This window comes from Streptomyces sp. NPDC037271 (assembly GCF_055603605.1).
Genome location: NZ_JBVJVN010000019.1, coordinates 128975 through 148395, shown reverse-complemented (window position 1 = coordinate 148395; position 19421 = coordinate 128975). Strand labels below are relative to the sequence as shown.

At 73.5% G+C, this 19421-nt stretch carries 9 protein-coding genes; 4 read left to right on the top strand and 5 right to left on the bottom strand.

Translation table 11 applies throughout. The annotated features are described in order from the left end of the window. Positions 1-5523, top strand: a 5523-nt coding sequence (locus tag ACZ7G3_RS26780; RefSeq protein ID WP_470928559.1) for an amino acid adenylation domain-containing protein, incomplete at its 5' end; no start/stop codon positions are given. Between the two features lie 113 nt (positions 5524-5636). Here ACZ7G3_RS26780 and ACZ7G3_RS26775 read toward each other — a convergent pair. Beyond that, the gene (locus ACZ7G3_RS26775) at positions 5637-6887 is read right to left on the bottom strand and encodes an alpha-hydroxy acid oxidase (protein ID WP_470928558.1); all 1251 of its coding nucleotides are present in this window, start codon (positions 6885-6887) and stop codon (positions 5637-5639) included. A gap of 235 nt (positions 6888-7122) precedes the next feature. Between ACZ7G3_RS26775 and hemC the strand changes: the two genes are divergently transcribed. Then, complete coding sequence (hemC, locus tag ACZ7G3_RS26770; protein ID WP_470928557.1) at positions 7123-8064, top strand: hydroxymethylbilane synthase; 942 nt, start codon at positions 7123-7125, stop codon at positions 8062-8064. Positions 8065-8098: 34 nt separating this feature from the next. Here the strand turns inward: hemC and ACZ7G3_RS26765 are convergent, their stop codons facing one another. The 3 genes from ACZ7G3_RS26765 to absR1 all read right to left on the bottom strand — a co-directional run bounded on the left by ACZ7G3_RS26765 (position 8099) and on the right by absR1 (position 12894). Continuing rightward, positions 8099-8686, bottom strand: coding sequence for a histidine phosphatase family protein (locus ACZ7G3_RS26765; RefSeq protein WP_470928556.1), 588 nt, complete (start codon positions 8684-8686; stop codon positions 8099-8101). 511 nt (positions 8687-9197) lie between these two features. Beyond that, the gene (locus ACZ7G3_RS26760; RefSeq protein WP_470928555.1) at positions 9198-11093 is read right to left on the bottom strand and encodes an ATP-binding cassette domain-containing protein; all 1896 of its coding nucleotides are present in this window, start codon (positions 11091-11093) and stop codon (positions 9198-9200) included. Between the two features lie 721 nt (positions 11094-11814). After that, positions 11815-12894, bottom strand: a complete 1080-nt coding sequence (absR1, locus tag ACZ7G3_RS26755; protein WP_470928554.1) for a beta-glucuronidase AbsR1 — start codon at positions 12892-12894, stop codon at positions 11815-11817. Between the two features lie 71 nt (positions 12895-12965). Here absR1 and ACZ7G3_RS26750 point away from each other — a divergent pair, with 71 nt between their 5' ends. After that, entirely contained in the window at positions 12966-14786 is a 1821-nt protein-coding gene (locus tag ACZ7G3_RS26750; protein WP_470928553.1) for a LuxR family transcriptional regulator AbsR2, read from the top strand. Positions 14787-14798: 12 nt separating this feature from the next. Here the strand turns inward: ACZ7G3_RS26750 and ACZ7G3_RS26745 are convergent, their stop codons facing one another. After that, the gene (locus ACZ7G3_RS26745) at positions 14799-17792 is read right to left on the bottom strand and encodes a CHAT domain-containing protein (protein ID WP_470928563.1); all 2994 of its coding nucleotides are present in this window, start codon (positions 17790-17792) and stop codon (positions 14799-14801) included. Positions 17793-17986: 194 nt separating this feature from the next. Between ACZ7G3_RS26745 and ACZ7G3_RS26740 the strand changes: the two genes are divergently transcribed. Beyond that, positions 17987-19420: a S8/S53 family peptidase gene (locus ACZ7G3_RS26740; protein ID WP_470928552.1), complete on the top strand. Its 1434-nt coding sequence runs from the start codon at positions 17987-17989 to the stop codon at positions 19418-19420. The last annotated feature ends 1 nt before the right edge of the window (position 19421 follow it).

Below are 19421 nucleotides of genomic sequence, written 5' to 3'. Positions count from 1 at the left end.
GCCGGGGCCGCGTATGTGCCGGTGGACGTGGAGTATCCGGGTGCGCGGATCGGCTGGTTGCTGGAGGACGCGCGGCCCGGGCTGGTGCTGACCACACGTACGGCTGCGGCCAGTCTGCCGGAGAACCTGTCCGTGGACGTCGTACTGCTGGACGAGGTCGGGACCGAAGGCCTGTCGGGTGAGGAGATCGCTGACGGGGAACGCGTGGTGCCGTTGCTGCTCTCGCACCCGGCGTATGTCATCTACACGTCGGGTTCGACGGGTCGTCCGAAGGGTGTGGAGGTCACTCACGCCGGTGTGGCGGGGTTCGCGGCGGGTCTGGTGGATCGGATGGGTGTCGGCGTGGGTGGCCGTGTGCTGCGTACGGCGTCGCTGAGTTTCGACGCGTCGGTGCTGGAGCTGGTTCTGGCGTGGGGTTCCGGGTCGGCGCTGGTGGTGCCGGAGGGCGGGTCCGGGCTGGCGGGGGAGGATCTGGAAGCGGCGCTGTCCGTCGGTGGGGTGACGCATGCGTTCTTGCCGCCGTCGGTGGTGGCGACGTTGCCGGACGGCGCGTGGGAGCGGCTGGAGGGTCTGGTGGCTCTGGCGGTGGGGGCGGAGGCGTGTCCGCCTGAGCTGGTATCCCGCTGGACGTGTGGCGGACGGCGTGTGGTGAACGCGTACGGTCCGACGGAGATCACGGTGGCCGCTGCGATCAGCGACCCGTTGACCGCGGGTGGGGGCGCTCCGATCGGGCGTGCGGTGCCGGGTGCGGGTCTGTTCGTGCTGGACGAGCGCCTGGCGTTTGTTCCGGTGGGTGTGCCGGGTGAGTTGTATGTGTCCGGGCCGGGGTTGGCGCGCGGGTATGCGGGGCGGCCGGGTCTGACCGCCGGCCGTTTCGTGGCCAGCCCCTTCGGTGGTGCTGGCGAGCGGATGTATCGCACGGGTGACCTGGTGTGCTGGAACGCGGATGGTCAGCTGGAGTACCTGGGTCGTGTTGATGATCAGGTGAAGATCCGCGGCTTCCGTATCGAGCCGGGCGAGGTCCAGGCGGCGTTGGAGGCCGAGCCGGGTGTCTCCCGGGCCGTGGTAGTCGCCCGTCCGCACCACGACGACACCCGCCTCGTCGCCTACATCGTCCCCGAGGACCGTCTCGGCGGCCGCTCCCTCGGTGCTCTGCGGGAGTCGCTGAGCCGTGACCTGCCCAGGTACATGGTGCCGTCGGCCATCGTCGCGCTGGACGAGTTCCCGCTGACCGTGAGCGGGAAGATCGACCGGAGCGCGCTGCCGGCGCCGGAGTACGGCGGGGCCGGCACGTCCCGTGCGCCGCGCACCCAGACCGAAGAGGTCCTGTGCGAGTTGTTCGCCGGGGTGCTGGGTGTTCCGGCGGTGGGTGTCGACGACGACTTCTTCGGTCTGGGTGGTCATTCGTTGTTGGCGACCCGGTTGGTGAGTCGGGTGCGTGCGGTGCTGGGGGTGGAGTTGCCTTTGCGGGCGTTGTTCGACGCGCCGACGGTGGCGGGGCTCGCGGGTCGGTTGTCTGACGCGGGTTCGCGTCCGGTGCTGGAGCGGCGGGAGCGGCCGGAGGTGCTGCCGTTGTCGTTCGCGCAGCGCAGGCTGTGGTTCCTGTACAAGTTCGAGGGCGCGTCGGCGACGTACAACATGCCGCTCGTCCTCAGGCTCACCGGGAAGCTGGACATCGGCGCTCTGGAGGCCGCGCTCAACGATGTCATCGCGCGGCACGAGCCGCTGCGGACCGTCTTCCCCGACTTTGACGGACGGCCCCACCAGCGGGTGCTCGGTCCGGAGCAGGCGCGGATCGGCGTCGAGGTGGAGGAGATCGGCGAGGAGCAGGTGCCCGAGCGGGTGGCCCGGATCGTGCGGCACGGGTTCGAACTGGACAGGGAGATACCGTTCCGGGCCGGGCTGCTGGTCACCGGGCCCGACGCGTCCGTGCTGGTCGTGGTCATCCACCACATCGCGGCCGACGGCTGGTCGATGGGGCCGCTGACGCGTGACCTGGTCGCCGCGTACACCGCGCGCCGGGACGGGGCACGACCCGAGTGGGCCCCGCTCCCGTTGCAGTACGCGGACTTCACCCTCTGGCAGCACGACCTGCTCGGGGACGACTCCGATCCGGACAGTCTCTTCGTACGGCAGGCCGCGTACTGGGCGGACCAACTGGCCGGGTTGCCGGAGCAGGCCACGCTGCCGCCCGACCGGCCCCGCCCCGCGCTTCCCTCCTACCGCGGCGACGTCACGCAGTTCCGGATCGGCGCCGAGACCCATGCCGGACTGCGGGCGCTGGCCCGCTCCGCGGACTCGACGCTGTTCATGGTCCTCCAGGCGGGCCTGGCGGCACTGCTGTCGAGGCTCGGCGCCGGGGACGACATTCCCGTGGGCTCGCCCATAGCCGGCCGCGGCGACGAGAACCTGGACGACCTGGTCGGGTTCTTCGTCAGCACCCTGGTGCTGCGCACGGACACCTCCGGGGACCCGACCTTCGCCGAGCTGCTGGCCCGGGTGCGCGAGACCTGCCTGGCCGCGTACACGCACCAGGACCTGCCGTTCGAGTACCTGGTGGAGAAGGTCAACCCGCAGCGCTCCACCGCCCACCACCCGCTGTTCCAGGTCGTGCTGGTCCTGCAGAACGACGACGGCGCGCGCTTCGACCTGCCGGGGCTCCAGGTGGGGGCGGAGAAGGCGGGCGCGGGGTCGGCCAAGTTCGACGTCTTCGTCAGCGTCACCGAGACCTTCGACGAAGCGGGCGAGCCGGCCGGCCTCACCGGCCTCGTCGAATACGCCACCGACCTGTACGACGCGACGACCATCGACGTCTTCACCGCGCGCTGGACGCGCCTGCTCGACTCGGCGATCGGCGACCCCCGCCGGCCGGTCAGGTCGCTGGAGATCCTCGCACCGCACGAGCGCGGGACGCTGCTCGAATGGTCCGGAGCCGACCGCGCCGACCTGCCCCCGGTGACCCTGCCGGAACTCTTCCGGGCGGCGGTCGAACGGTCACCGGACGCCGTGGCGATGATCTCGGGCCGCGACGGGACGTCGTACAGCGAGCTGTCGTACGCCGAACTGGACCGCCGCTCGAACCGCGTCGCGCACCACCTGCTGGGACTCGGGGTCGGCCCCGGCCAACGGGTGGCGCTGCGGATGCGGCGCGGCCCGGAGCTCGTCGCCACCATCCTCGGCGTGGTGAAGACCGGCGCCGCGTACGTCCCGGTCGACCCGGACTATCCGGCCGAGCGGATCGCGTACATGCTCGCCGACGCGGAACCGGCCGTCGTCCTCGACGACGCCTGGACGGCCGGGGTGAACGAGGAGGCGCTGCCCGGCACCGACCCGGGCGTGCCGGTCCATCCCGCGCACACCGCGTACGTCATCTACACCTCCGGGTCCACCGGCCGCCCCAAGGGCGTCGAGGTCACCCACGCCGGGTTCGCCAACCTCGCGCGTGCGCAACTGGACGCGTTCGCGCTCGCCCCGGACAGCCGGGTGCTGCAGTTCGCCTCGCCCAGCTTCGACGTGTCGGTCTGGGAGCTGGTGATGGCCTTCGCCTCGGGCGCGGCCCTCGTGGCGGCCTCCGCCGACGCGCTGGCCGGCGACGCGCTGGCGGGAACGCTCAGCGGGCGTCGGGTGACCCATGTGACGCTGCCGCCCTCGGTACTGGCGACCCTTGACGCGCGGGGGCCGGGCGTGCCCTTCCCCGACCTGGCGGTTCTCCTGGTGGCCGGCGAGGCATGCTCGCCCGACCTCACGGAACGCTGGGCACCCGGGCGCCGCATGATCAACGCGTACGGGCCCACCGAGTCCACCGTCGGCGCGGCCATGAGCACGCCTCTGACCGGCCGCGAGAGCGGGGTCGTTCCCATGGGGCGGCCGCTGTTCGGACTGTCCGGCTACGTCCTGGACGGCGGTCTGCACCCGGTGCCGCAGGGGGTCGTCGGCGAGTTGTACGTGGCCGGGGCGGGCCTGGCCCGCGGCTACCTGGGCCGGCCGGGGCTCACCGCCGAACGGTTCGTGGCCAACCCGCTGGGCGGCCGGGGGGAGCGGATGTACCGCACCGGTGACGTCGTGCGGTGGAACGCCGACGGCCAGCTGGAGTACCTCGGTCGTGCCGACGACCAGGTGAAGATCCGCGGCTTCCGGGTGGAACCCGGCGAGATCCAGGCCGAGTTGCTGCGCCTGCCCGGCCTCGTCCAGGCCTTCGTGGCCGTCCACCGGCACGGAGGGACGGACCCGCGGCTGGTGGCGTACGTGGTGCCGGAGGACCCGGGCGGCTTCTCCGCGGCCGCCCTGCGCGAGGCCCTGCGCGAGCGGCTCCCCGGCTACATGGTCCCCTCGGCGGTGACGGCCCTGTCCGAACTGCCGCTCAGCCCCAACGGCAAGGTGGACCGCAAGGCGCTGCCCGCCCCCGACTACGGCGGCCGGGCCGGGCGCCCGCCGCGCACTCCGCGGGAAGAGGTGCTGTGCACCCTCTACGCCGAAGTGCTTGGCCTGCCCGGGGTGAGCGTGGACGACGGCTTCTTCGACCTCGGCGGGCACTCCCTGCTGGCGACCGGGCTGATCAGCCGGATCCAGGCGGTCCTCGGTGTCGAACTGCCCCTGCGTGTCCTCTTCGAGGCCCCGACCGTCGCCGGACTCGCCCGGCGCCTCGACGAGGACGCCGACGGAGGGTTCGGCGCGGGCGAGGGCGGCAGCGGGCGTTCCACCGCGTTCGAGGTACTCCTGCCGCTGCGTACCAAGGGCGACCAGGCCCCGCTGTTCTGTCTGCACTCGGGCGGCGGGATGTGCTGGAACTACGCGAGCCTGCTGCCGCACATCGACGCCGACATCCCCCTCTACGGACTCCAGGCGCGCGGGCTGTCCGACCCCGGGAACCTGCCGGGGTCCGTGGAGGAGGTGGCCGACGACTGCATCGAGGCGATGCTCCGGGTGCAGCCGGAAGGGCCGTACCGGCTCATGGGGCACTCCTTCGGAGGTATCGTCGCCCACGCCGTCGCGGCCCGGCTGGCCGAACGGGGGCAACGGGTCGAGCTGATGGTCTGCCTCGACGCGAAGCCCGCCGCGCAGGAGGACATCCCCGAGCACGCGCACGAGGAGTACTACCGCGGCATCCTCGAACTGCTGGGGGTGAGCACCGTCGAAGTCCCCACGGAGGACATGACGTTCGACGAGTTCGCGGCGGTGGCGCGGACGACGAACACCGTGCTGGGCAGCATCGAGGAGAGCGAGTTCCTCACCATCATGCGGGTGATGGAGAACAACATCGACATCACCGGACGCTACCGGCACCAGCGGGTCGCGACCGAGATGATGCTGTTCGCCGCCACGCAGGAGACCGACAGCGTGCTGGAGCCGGACGTCTGGCACGAGTACGTCGACGGGCCGCTGGAGTACCGGCGGATGGACTGCTCCCACGCCGGCATGCTCAAACCGGAGACGCTCCACCGTATCGGCGGAATGATCCAGGACCGCCTGCGGCGCGGGACGGACGGCTCCTGGGCGAGGACGGGGAGGTCCGGCGGACGCTGATGACCGGCTTCCCGAAGGCGGCGCCGACGGCGTAGTGGCGGTAGCCGTCGGCGGCCCTGTCGAAGAGGACGACGCGGTCGATGAGAGGCCGCAGGGGGCGTCGAGCGCCCGCTCTAGCCGACGCGCAACCGGACGCGGTCCGGGGTGAGGTCCTTGACCGAGGTGGCGCCCAGCAACTGCATGGTCTGCCGGACCTCGGCCGAGAGGATGTCCAGCACCCGGCGCACGCCGGCCTCGCCGCCCGCCATCAGTCCGTAGAGGTAGGCGCGGCCGACGAGGACCGCCGTGGCGCCCATGCAGACCGCCGCCACGGCGTCCGCACCGGACCGTACCCCGCCGTCGAGATAGACCTCCGCGGCACCGTCCACCGCCCCGACCACCGCGGGCAGCTCCTCCAACGGCACCGGCGAGCGGTCCAGCTGACGCCCACCGTGATTGCTGACGACCAGGGCGTCCACGCCAAGGCCGGTGATCACCCGTGCGTCCTCGGCCGTCTGGACGCCCTTGACGATGAGCTTGCCCGGCCACACCTCCCGCAGCCACGCCACGTCGTCGGCGGTCGCCGCGGGATCGAACATCAGATTGCCCAGGTCCGCGGCGGTGCCCTGCCACCGGGTGAGAGAGGCGAACTCCAGTGGCGGGGTGGTCAGCAGGTTCAGCCACCACCACGGCCGCAGCGCCCCGTCCAGCAAGGTGCGCGCGGTCAGCGCCGGCGGGATCGTCATGCCGTTGCGCACGTCCCGCAGCCGCGGTCCCGCGACCGGCGTGTCCACGGTCAACATCAGCGCCTCGTACCCGGCCTCCGCGGCGCCGCACACCAGATCAAGGCTGCGGGCCCGGTCCCGCCACAGGTACAGCTGGAACCAGCGGCGTACGCCGGGCACGGCGGCGGCCAGCGTCCCGGCGGCCGTGGTGCCCATCGTGGACAGCGTGTACGGCACCCCGTGGGCGGCGGCCGCCCGGGCCACGGCCACCTCGCCCTCGTGGTGCATCATCCGCGTGAAGCCGGTCGGGGCGAGCGCGATGGGGAGAGCGGACACCTCGCCGAGCAGAACCGCCGAGGTGTCGACCGCCGAGACGTCCCGCAACACGGTGGGCCGGAACTCGATCCGGCGGAAGGCGGACCGGTTGCGGGCCAGCGAGAGTTCCTCGCCCGCGGCACCGTCCGTGTAGTCGAAGACGGCTCTGGGGGCACGCCGGCGGGCGGCGGCCCGCAGGTCCGCCACATCGGCGGCGGCGGCGAGCCGTCGCCTGGCCCCGCCGGGCCGGGGCCACCGCGGTCGCAGCAGAGGCGCGAGTTCGGCCGGGCGCGGGAACCGGCGCCGGAGGCGGTCACCCACCGGTGGTGACGGGAAGCTGTCCAAGGCCCCTCCTCGTTCTCAGGGCCCTCGCGGCCGGCCACGGGCTGAGCCCGGGAGACCCGGGGGCCGTCCTGCCAGGTCACGGGCACTGTACGACCGAGGTGCGGCACGCGACGACAACTGTTCGGCTGCGCAGGCCCGTCGGAGCCGTGCCGCCCTCCGCGCAGGCCTGTGGTGCGTGGCGGCGCTCCGTTCAACTGCGCACGAGTCCCACGGGCCTCCTGCCTATCGTTACCTCATGAGTCTTCCCGAGGTGATCCGGATCGTCTCCCGTGACTCGCCCATGGCCTTGGCGCAGGTCGACCGGGTCCGCGGCGAACTCGCCGCCGTGCAGCCCGGGTTGGCGACGGAAGTGGTCGCGGTGCGCACCACCGGCGACCGATGGCTGGGCGACCTGTCACTGGTCGAGGGCAAGGGCGCCTTCGTCAAGGAGGTCGAGGCCGCGCTGCTGGACGGCGCGGCCGACCTCGCGGTGCATTGCGTGAAGGACATCCCCGCCGACCGGCCGTTGACCGAGGGCACCGTCTTCGCCGCCTTCCTGGCCAGGGACGACATCCGCGACGCCCTGGTGCACCCCGACGGACTCACGCTCGACCGGCTGCCGCCCGGCACCCGGGTCGGTACCTCGTCCGTGCGCCGCGTGGCCCAACTGGCCGCCTCCCACCCGCATGTGGAGTGTGTACCGATGCGGGGCAACGCCAATCGGCGCCTGGCCCGGATGGCCGCGGGCGAAGCGGACGCCCTGCTGCTCGCGGTGGCCGGCCTGGAGCGGATCGGCCGCCGGGACGCCCTCAGCGAAGTCATCGACCCCGAGGCGATGGTGCCGGCCCTGGGGGCGGGAGCGCTGGCTCTGCAGTGCCGCGAGGGCGACACCGAGCTGATCGCGGCGGTCGGCGCACTCGACGACGAGACCACGCGCCGGGAGGTGACCGCTGAGCGCATGCTGCTGCACGTGCTCCAAGGCCACTGCAACAGTCCGATCGCCGGGTTCGCCAGGGCGTCCCGGGACGGCGGACTCTCCCTGCGGGCCCGTGTCTTCAGCGCCGACGGCAAGAAGAGCCTCCACGCCCACGAGTGGGCCGGGCCCCTCGACCCCGAGACCCTGGGTATGTCGGTCGGGGTGGCGCTGCTCCGCCAAGGGGCCCGCGACCTGATCGACGGCACCGGAGGTGGTGGGTGAGCGTGGCGAGCCGAGGGCGCCCCGGCTCGTCCGCTCAAGGTCGGGCGCCGGGCCCGAAACCCGTCCAGCGCAGGTCCGCGGGGAGATGGCTCATGTCGTTGTAGACCACCAGTGAGGGGGCCGCGCCGGTGTAGTACTCGATCGCCGTCACCGCCGTGTTCCCGCAGCTCATCCCCAACCACCGCTCACGTGGGGCGCCAAGGGCGTGCCGCAGGAGCCAGGCAACCTGGTAGGCGTGGGTGACCAGGACCTCGTGCGTCTCGGTGTCGGCGGGGCGGGCGAACCGGTCGGTCAGCGCGTCCGCGAGGCGCTCCCCCTTGGCCGCTTCGGCGGGGTCGTAGCCGTCGAAGACCCCCGCCCATGCCGCCGGCGGCTTCTTCGGCACGTGCGGGATGTAGTCGGTCAGCTCGGCCGCCTCCCGCACGGGGACCCCGTTCAGACGCTCGCCGATGAGCTGGGCCGAGCGCACCGCCCGGGGCATCGGCGAGTGCCACACCGTGTCGATCGGCAGGCGGGCCAGGCGCTCCGCGAGCAACTCCGTCTGGCGCCGTCCGACTTCGGTGAGCCTCCCGAAGGCGTCCGCCGCCCCGTGCCTGACCATGAACAGACGCCGAGTCGCCATGGCATGCCCTTCCGTGGGGAGGGGGATAGAGACATGTTCAGAACATCCGGATGATATCAACATTTCGTCTGGATGGGCTGCTGCGGCGCGACCAACGCCGGCACCGGCAGGCGATGAGTCCGTCCATCCGTCCGGTCGAGGCTGGGCCGGACAAGTCGCTGCGGCCGAGGGGAGCCCGGGCGCGGCTCGCCCAGCGGCCTGGCTGCTGAGGTAGCCCAGGGGGGGGCACTGCCCGGGCACCTTCTTCCGGTGCCCGGGCACGATCGAGGCTGACCGGCTTGTGGTCAGGCCGGCTCCGGCAGGAAGCGCACGGTTCCGTCCGCGCCCGCGCGACCCACCGCGGTTTCCTCTCCAGAAGCACGGGGAGTCGAACACCGGCCCTTGACCATTCCCGGGCACCCGGTCGGGGACCGGCGTCCTTGACCGAGGCCGGCGGGTGACGACGGCCGGGCTCGCCGGCGAGCCCGGTGCGCGCGCCACGTCGAAGGGGCGGAGCATCCGATCGGTGCGGTCACCGGTCCTTTGCCAGGGCGACGAGTTCGGCGAACAGTCCGCCGGCGTTGACCAGGTCCTCGTACGTCCCGTGCTCGATGATCCGGCCCCGGTCCATGACGAGGACGCGGTCGGCGAGGCGGGTGTTCTCCAGTTGGTGGGTGACGACGATGGTCATGCGTTCGGCGGCGATCCTCTTGATCTCCAGGAAGATCGCGTGCTCGCCGCGGGCGTCCATCTGGGAGGTCGGCTCGTCCAGGATCAGCAGGGGTGTCCGCCGGTACAGCGCGCGTCCGCACACCAGGCGCTGCCACTGGCCTCCGGAGAGTTCGGCGCCGCCCCACAGCTCTTTGGCGAGCAGGGTGTCGAGTCGCCGGGGGAGTTTCTCGATCGCCTCGCGCATGCCGACGGCGTCCACGACCTCCCAGACGGGCCCGTCGTCGAGGGTCCTGGGCTGTCCGAGGGTGATGTTCTCGCGGGCGCGCAGGGGCCAGCAGGCGAAGTTCTGCGGGACGAGTGCGGTCCGCTTCCACACGGCGTCGGGGTCGGCGTCGGCGAGGTCGACGCCGTCCCAGGTGACGCGTCCCTTGTCGGCGAGGAGGACGCCGGTGATGAGTCTGGCGAGGGTGGACTTGCCCGAGCCGTTCTCGCCGACGATCGCCAGGATCTCGCCCCGGCGGAGCGCGAGTGAGACCCCGGCGACGGCCGGTTCGTCCTTGCCGGGGTACTGGTAGACGACTTCGTCGAGCCGGATCTCGTCCACCCGCTCGGCGATGGTCAGCGCTCCGCGCTTGGGGGCGCGTTCGGCGGCCAGGTCGAGGAAGGCCCGCATGTCGGCCAGGTAGAGCGAGGTGTGGAACATGGCGGCGCCGTGCATGACGAACTGGGACAGCGCGGCGAGCGTGGTCTGTACGGCGACGACGGCGGTGGCGGCGACAGGCAGGGCGACACGGCCGTCGGCGGCCAGCCAGGCGAGGGTGGCCCAGGTGCCCAGCAGGAAGACCCCGCCCAGCGCGCTGGTGGCCAGGACGATGCGGAGCATGCGCGGGGCCGCGGTGAGGGTGCGCCGGTCGATGCGGTCAGACAGGGCGCGGTGCCAGTACAGGAGGTAGCCGGTCATGCCGTTGGCCCGGACCTCGTCGCCGTGTCGGGAGTAGGTGGCCCACCAGCGCATCATCGACCGTACGTTGCGGTCGCCGACGTTGAGGTAGTGGGTCTCGTAGATCACGCGTGCGGACAGCACGGCTCCGGCGCCGGCCGGGAGGACGGCCAGCAGGAGCAGGGGCAGCATCAGCGGATGCAGTGCCGTGATGACTCCGCTCGCGGCGATCATGCGGATCAGGGCGGACATGAACCGCTGGGCGTCCTCGACCATCAGCCGGGTGCGGGTCACGCCGACCTCGGCGGCTTCCTGCCGGTCGGCGAAACCGTCCTCGCCGTAGGCGGAGGACTCCACCCGGCACACGGCGGCGACCAGGGCGACGTCCGCTTCGGTCATCAGCAGAGGTGTGATGCGGCCGTCGGCGTAGGAGGACAGGGCGCTGCAGACCCGGCCGACGGCGGCACCGGTCGTCACCACGATCAGGGCGGGCAGCGCGCCGTCCAGGCGTTCGGAAACCGGGCCGCTGCCGAGGATGTGCGTCATGGCCCGAGCGGTGAACGCGAGGACGACGGCAGACGCGACGCCGGTGAGCAACTGGCACGCGAGGAGCAGCAGGACGCCTGCCCTGTCGACGGCCCACGCCATCCGCACGGTGTGCCCGAGCACCGAGGGAAGGCGGCGGCACATTGCCGCGAAACTGGCATCCGCCAGCGGGTTCCTACCGTGCATCCCCCCGAAGGTGAGGGTGGCCGGTGGCGGAGGGGGCGGCGTCTCCTCGTTCGCGGTCGAGGCGTCAGTCACTGTCACCTGCATCCCTCCTGAAAATCGGTACCGCGCCCGGACGGCTCGGCGGTGCACGGCATAACGACGCGGAGCCGCAATCGAACGCGCTCGATTCCGGACGTGCTGGGTCCCTTGCCGCACAAGGGACCGGACGGGGGAGCTCGTTGCTGAAGCCGGTGCCGCGCGCACGGACTTGGCCGAATCGCCGATATGTGAAACGCCTGTGGCACACGGGGTTTCAGCGCCTGCGGAACGGGGTCGCGGCAGGCTGCGGAGCGCTGCTCCTCCCTCGCCGCGGCGTGGGTGAGGGCCTCCACCCGGTGCTTCGGCAGATGCCCTGCACGGAGTTCCGGCGTGCCGGTGGCAGCGCAGAGCCCCTGCTCCTGTTTCGCCGGACGGCGAGGAACGCGCGAGGGAACGGTGCGGCTACTTCGCGTGCCGTGCGGCGATCCGTTCCATCGGCCCGGAATCCACGCCTTGGATCGTGGAAGGCCGCCCGGCCACAACGGACGGGAACCGGTGAACCGGCGGCCCCGCCGGACGGTCGACTCCTCGGAGCCACCGGACACTCCGCGCACACGCGAAGGCGGCTCCGTAAAGCGGAGCCGCCTTCGCACGTGCGCCCGCCGACCCCCGTGCGGCGGGCGCCGCGTGGCCGGGGACGTCACCCTCCCCCAAAGGTGGCGTCCCCGGCCGTCTTCCCCCGGCGCCGGACTGTGGCCGATCGTGGCCCGGTGCGTTCAGCGAGCGGTCACCAGCACATGACCGCCGTCTCGCCCGCACCCCACGAGGAGTACAGACGCACCCGGACGACATAGCGGCGGCCCTTGACGAAACGGGCCCTGAGCGTGGCGTTGCGGGGCGTTCCCCCGTCGTCCGTACCGGTGAGGTAGCGGGGCACGCCGTCCCGCTCCTCGAAGACGACGACGACGGCGTCACTGTCACCGAAGGTGCCCACGGTGTACTCCCGGGTCTCCGGCGGATCCACGCGGAAGTCGGCCTGCTCGCCCGGTCCGAGCCCGAGCGGCACCGAACGGAACGGCACCAGCGGACCCGGCCGGCCGGTGGGCGGGTACCAGCGCAGGGCGAACTCCTTGTCGGCGGCGGAAAGGGTGCCGGGCGGGTGCAGGCCGGAGCGGTAGTGCTCGGGCTCCAGTATCAGCCCCGACGGGAACGGGTACTCCATGATCGACTGCGGGTCCCAGACCGGGCCGTTGACCTCGTCGGTGTCGAGCTTGCGCAGGATGTTGTGGAAGGTCCGCTCCCGGCTCCAGTGGTTCGGCGGTCCCGCCAGTTCGGCGTAGACGGCCTCGTCGTCCCAGAGGATGCCGGCGTACGGGTTCTGGTGCTCGTGCAGCATGCCGAGCGCGTGCCCGATCTGGTGCAGGGCCGTCGCGCGCTCCCCGGGTGCGGTCAGGTCCCAGCCGAAGTTCATCGTGCGGTCGTTCAGGCCGACCCGGAGCGCGTCCTTGCCCACCGCCGACCAGGACCCGTCACCGGGCTGGAACCCGATGCGCAGCTCGGCCTCCGAGCGGTCACCGACCTCGGTGAGGACGAGTCCGATGCCGAGGTCCTGCCACTCCCGGAAGCAGCCGCGCACCACGTCCCGCTGCTCGTCGGTACCCACCCACGACACCCGCCGCGGCCGGCCGGTGCCCGGCATGGGAACGACGGAGGCGTCAGTGTCGCCGCCGAGGAAGCAGTAGTGCAGAACGGTGCCGTTGACCCACATCCGCTGCCCGCCGACGAGCGCGGCGAGGCGCTCGGCGGCCAGCCCCGGCGCGAACGCGGGGTCGGGCTGCTGCGCGAGCGAGCAGTAACGTGCGGTCATGGCCCCAGACTGCCGTCCGGCCCGCTCCGGGCGCCTGAGTCGGGGGCTACTCAAGTCGTCCTGTATCAGGAATGAGTATGCCGGCTCATGTTGCCGTGACGACTTCTCCGCGGGACGCGAAGACACTCCGCACGCCCTGGCCGTTCACCGGGCGTGCGGACGAACTGGAACTGGTGCGCCGGTCGGTGACGGCCGGACGGAACGGCATCGTGGTGACGGGCCCCGCGGGCTGCGGCAAAACCAGGCTCGTGACGGAGGCCGTCCGCGGCACCGACTGCGCCAGGGCGGCCGGGACACCCGAGTCCCGGGCCATTCCCTTCGCGGCCTTCGCCCACCTGCTGCCCGAGAGCGTCACCCTGCACCGCGCGGTACACCTCCTGTCCGGCGTACGCCTGCTGCTGGTCGACGACGCTCACCTGCTCGACGACGCCTCGGCCGCCCTCGTGCACCAACTCGCCGTGCACGGCCGCACCCGGCTCCTGGTCGTCGCCACGGAGGGCGTTCCCGTGCCGGGCGCGGTGTCCCGGCTGTGGTCCGGGGAGTTGCTGCCGCGCCTCACCCTGGAGCCCCTGCCCCGCGAGGAGACCGCCGAACTGCTCGCGGCCGGTGCGGCCACCGCCCTGGAACCGCTCACCGTCGACCGACTGCACCGCCTGTCCCAGGGGGACCTGCGGCTGCTGCGCGAGCTGTTGACCGCCGTGGGCGAGGAGCGGCTGCTCTCACCGGTCCCGGACACGGACCAGTGGGCGTGGCGTGGGCCGGTGCCCATCACCGCGACCGTGCGGGAGCGCGCCGCCCACCTGCTCGACCGTCCCCGCGTGGAGGAACGCGAGACGCTCGAACGCCTCGCCTTCGCCGAACCGCTCCCCCTCGACCTGGACGCCCTCGACGCAGGGATCCTGGAACGCCTGGAGGCCGAGGGCCTGGTCACCGTCGACGACCACGGCGCCACCCGTCTCGCCCACCCCCTGCACGGCCCGGTGCTGCGCGCCGCCGCGGGCCGGCTGCGGGCCCGGCGCCTGGCCCGCACCCCGGACCGGTGCGGGCCCGCCCTGGCGGGGGAGAGCGCCGCTATGGCCCTGCGTATCGAGCAGGCCGACGTACGGGCACTGGAGACGCCCGTGGGGGAGTGGCTGGCGGCCGAGGGAGTGCCGCTGCCGGCCCGGTACGCGGCGCTCCGCGCCCGGTTCGCGCGCCTGCGCGGCCGGCTGTCCGAGGCCGCGTCCTGGGCCCGCGAGGGCCTGCGCGCCAGCCCCGACGACACGTCCTGCCGCGAGGAACTCGCCCTGGCCGCCGCCCAGTCCGGTGACACGGCGGCGGAGAGCCACGGAGCGGCCGAGGCCTGGGCCGCCGCCGCGCGCGGCGACATCGACGGGGCGGCCCGGGCGGCCGCGCGCGCCGGGGACCCGTACGACGCCGTGCGCCTCGGTGCCCCCGAGCGGGCGGCCGGCCGGCTGACCGGCGTGTTCGCCGGGCACGCCGATGCCCTGGAGCGGGGCGACGGACCGGAGCTGGACCGGGTGGCCGAGGAGCTGGAGCGGCGGGGGTTCCTGCTGTTCGCGGCCGAGGCGCACGCCCAGGCCGTACGTGCCCACCGCGACCCGGGCGCCGCCCGCACCGCCCGCACCCGGGCCGTCGCCCTCGCCCGGCGCTGCCAGGGGGCCCGCACCCCAGCCCTGTCGGGTCTGGTGTTCGGCGAACTCACCGCCCGTCAGCGGCAGGTCGTCACGCTCGCCGCCGCCGGCCTGAGCAACCGGCAGATCGCGGAGAGACTCACCCTCTCCGTCCGCACCGTCGGCAACCACCTCTACGGCGCCTACACCCGCCTCGGCGCCGGCGACCGCGGCGCACTGCCCTGGCTGATGGAGCTGCCCGAGCCGCAGCCGGCCTGAAGACGGGGCCTCTCAGGCCGCCCCGAACGCGGAGAACGCCCACCCCGTCGCCTGGTGCACCGCGTCGCCCGGCAGCGCGGCCCGCGCGTCGCGCAGCGCCTCCGCCAGGGACAGCCCCGCGTCCAGGCCCTTGTGCAGCGCGAGCATCAGCGGCACCACGGCGGCGTCGTTGACCGGCGCGCTGCACGCCACCACGCCGGCGGTGCCCAGCGGCAGCAGCGCGGTGACCAGCCCGAGCAGCTCGTCCGCGCCGACCGACGCGAACCGGGCGGTGTCGCAGCAGGACAGGATGATCCGGTACGGGCTGCGGTCCAGCCGTTCGAAGTCGTGCACGATGAGCGGCCCGTCCGCCATCCGCAGCGAGGAGAACAAGGGACTGTCCGCGCGGAAGGTCCCGTGCGCGGCGATGTGCGCCAGTGCCGCTCCGTCCAGCTCCCGCAACACGCGCGGCACCCGCACCGCGTCCCCCTCCAGCACGGTGGGCCGCACACGCCGACCACCGGACGGCGGTTCGGCCGCGGGACCGTCGGAGGGGTCCTCCGAGGTCCCGCCCGAAGGCTCGAACGCCTCGCGCGCGCCGCGAGTCCCCGAACGGACGGGGCCCATGTCCCGGTCATCGGGCCAGGGCGTGCGTGCCGGGCCGTCCGCGCCGCCCGGGTCGTCCGACGAGGCGACCGCGGTGGCCCGCGGCCCGTGTGTCCCGCCGTGCCCCGCCCCGGTCTGCTCTTCGGAGCGGCCGGTGACCGCCGACGCCGGTGCCCCGCGGCCCGCCGACACGGCCGGGACGCCCCGCCGGCCGGCCGGCCCGGGAGCGCGCGTCACTCCGTCCTCCGCCCCGGCCGGTTCCCCGTACCCGCCCCCGGGCGACGGCGCCCACGGCTCCTCGCCACCCGGCGTCCGCGACGCCGCCCCGTACCGGTCGGCGAGTTCCGGCACCTCGGCGCCGCCGCTCGCCAGCCCCGGGCCGCGTACCAGGACCTGGCGGCCGCCGGGCGGGGGCACCGTCTCCTTCGCACGGAGCCAGCTGCTCGCCGACGGCGACACGCTCAGGACCCGTTCGCGCAGGGCGGGCAGCAGCGCCCACGGCACCCGGTGCAGCCGGCCGGGCGGGACCACGACGACCGGGCCGGAGCCCAGGTGCGCCGCTGCGGGTCCGAGCAGGAGCTCCTGGAGGCGCGCCCCCGCCGCCTCCACCAGGGGCAGCCGTGCCTCCGCCCCCGGGTGGGCCAGCCGGCGCAGCCCGGCCTGCACGTGCTCGGCCTCCCGTTCCGCCTCGGCCAGCAGCCCCGCTTCGAACCGCCGTACCCGGCCCCGCCCGCACAGCAGTACGTGCACGCGTCCGTCGAGCACGGCCAGCTCGACCAGCAGCACGTCGTCACCCAGCCGCGCCAGCAGCCGCCCGACGTCGAACCGGTCACCGTCGCCGGGCGCCTCGCCCCGCATGTGCAGGGTGCGGGAGCGGATCTCCCGCTCCAGCCGCCGCTGTTCGCGCTCCAGTGCGGGGGCGGGCCGGCCGCCGTCCGTCCGGGCCTCCTCCGCGCGGGCGGCGATCTCACGGAACGCCGTCATGCCGCTCAACAGCGCGGGATCGGCCGGCGGCCGGGTCGGCGGCGCGGACAGCACCGTCGCCCGCCAGCGCTCGCTCCACACCAGCAGCCGCCGCGGCCCGCCCGAGACCAGACTCGCCCGCTGCGCCAGCGCCGCCAGCTCCGCGCCCTGCGCGGTGGCCCGCGCCCGCAACTCGGACGCGCCCAGCGTCATCCGGTGGTCGTCGAGGACGTCCAGGCCCCGCCGGCACGCCTCCAGCACGCCCCGCGCCGACCCCGCCGCCCGCGCCCGCAGGGCCTGCGCCGCCCACCCCGTCATCCGTGCGAGCGGCGGCCCGCTGTGCCGGCTGCGCGCGGCGACCGCCAGATGCCGTTCCGCGTCCGCCGTCCAGCCGAGCTCCAGTGCGATCCGGCCCGCGAGCAGCGACGCCTCCGGAGCGGCCGGCGCACCGAAGGCGGCCAGCCGCTCCGCCACCGCCGCGGCGTCGGCCACCAGCCGTCCCGACCCGCGCCCCGTCGCGACCCGCGCCTCGATCAGGACCAGCCGCGCGTGCGTCTCGTACCAGGTGCGCCGCTGCCCGGCGAACAGTCGTACCGCGACGGCCGCGCGCGCGAGCGCCGTCTGCGGATCGCCCGCCAACCGTGCCGCCCGCGCCGCGACCAGCAGCAGCTCCGCCTTTCGGGTGGACTGTCCGCCGATCCCGTCCAGCGCGGCGATCGCCGCGTCCGCCTCCGTCAGCGCCTCCGGGGCCAGCCCCGCCGCCATCAGCACCTCGCAGCGCCGGATGGTGAGCATGAACGTCGGCGTGCCCAGCTTGGCGTACCGCTCCTCCGCCTCGTCCAACAGCCGCAGCGCAGCCGGCACGTCACCGGACCGGAACGCCGCGAGCCCCCTGCTCTCCACCGCGTCGGCCTTGTCGTGCTCCTGGCCGGTGGTGTCCCACAACGCCTCCGCCGCGGCGAAGTCGGCGTCCGCCCGCTCCACCGCACCCAGCGCCAGATGGACGGTGGCCCGCAGGGTCAGCGCCCGCGCCGTCCAGATCACGTCGCCCGCCTGCCGCAGCACCTGGATCGCCCGGCGTACGTCCTCCAGCGCCTCGCCGTGCCGGCCCAGCACCCACCAGACGTACGCCCGCCGGTACAGCACCCGCGCCCGGGTGTGCCCGGTGCCGCGCGCCACTCCCTGCTCGAACGCCGCGAGGCCCTCCCGGGTGCGGCCGCAGTGCACCAGAGCGACCCCGAGGGTGGCCAGTACGTCCGCCTCCCGATCGGCCGAGTCCGCTCGGGCCGCGAGGTCGCGGGCGGTCCGCAGATGGGCCAGGGCCCGCCGGGTGTCGCCGAAGTCCCGCTGCCAGATGCCGATCACCTGGTGGGCGATCGAGGCGTGCAGCGGTGAGGGGTCGGCCCCGAGCAGCTCCTCCGCCCGGGCCAGAGCTTCGTTGGGGGCGGCGAACACCATCGGCAGCAGTTGGAGAACCGAGTCGTTTCCCGCTGTCACCCCACGGATGGTAGTGCTCCGGAACCACGCCACACAGGTTCGAGTCTGTATCAATCAGCCACCCCCGGACTCTGATTGACGACCGTCGTCGAGAGCCTCGCCGAGAATGTCGCCGCGACCGCCGTCACCACCGCCGTCCCCGTGGAGGAAACGCCATGGCACCACAGAGATTCCGTGAGCAGTTCGACCAGATCCAGCGTTCGATGCCGGGCATCCCGCTGGCGATGGGGCCGGACGACTCCGCCGAGTTCTTCTACGAGAAGGGCGTCGTCCTCGCCCGCGACGGCGAGGAGGCCCGTCTCGTCGAGGACACCGTGCGCGACCACTTCACCGCGATGTCCGGCCTGACCCCGGACCACGTACGCCGGGCGAGCCCCGAGACCAACCGCACAGGCATCACACGCATCCGGGTCGCCGACCCGGGCGAGGGCGACCGCGTCGGCGACCCCACCGTCGCCCATGCCATGCGCTCCCTCAGGACTATGGAGGGACGCGCCGGCCGCCGGCTGATCAGCCGCAACCACGTCGTCTCCATCGCCGTCAACGCCTGCCCCGGCGACGAACCCGTCCCCGTACCGATCAGCGAGCCGCCGAACCCGGCCGCCGCGGAGACGGCGTACGACGCCGGCACCGCCGTCGGCGTCCTCGTCATCGACACCGGTCTCATGCACGACTACCGGTCCTACCCCCTGCTGGCCCACACCGACGGCGACGCCCAGGTCCGGGAGTGCGACGACGACGGCGTCCTCCAGCAGTACGTCGGGCACGGCACCTTCATCGCCGGGCTCGTCGCCGCCGTCGCCCCCAACACCGACGTGACCGTCCTGGGCACCCTCAACGACGCCGGCGCCATCCTGGAGTCCGAGCTGGGCGAGAAGCTCTTCGAGGCCGTCGACCGGGGCGGCTGGCCCGAGGTCCTCAGCCTCTCCGCCGGAACCTCCAACGGCCGCACCGACGGCCTGCTCGGCGTCCAGGCCTTCATGGAGGAACTGCGCGAACAGCGCACCCTGCTGGTCGCCGCCGCCGGCAACAACGCCAGCGCCACGCCCTTCTGGCCCGCCGCCTACGCCGACCTGCCCGGCTGGGAGAACTCCGTGCTGTCGGTCGGCGCGCTGCGCGGCGACGGCGAGTTCGGTGCCTGCTTCAGCAACCACGGCGGCTGGGTCAAGGCCTACGCTCCCGGCGAGCGCCTCACGAGTGCCTTCACCGGCTTCCAGGCGCCCGTGCCGTACATCTACCAGCACTCCACCTACGACGCCTGCCGGTACGGGTTCGGTTACGCCTGCACCTGTCAGTACCCCCGGCACAACGGGGTGCTCAGCGAGCCGGGCGAGGCCCCCGCCAAGCCGGACCAGGTGATGTTCGAGGGGCACGCGCAGTGGAGCGGCACCTCCTTCGCCACCCCCGTGGTCGCGGGCCTGGTCGCCTCCTACATGACGGCGCACAAGGAGAGGGACCCGCGCGAGGCCCGGAAGCAACTGCTGGCGGCCAACACCGAGTACGCGGAGGTGCGCGGGGCGCACGTACCGGCGCTGCTGCCGCCCACCTGGCGCCCGGTGTCCGTCGACCCGCCGGCCGGCGGGGCGTGAG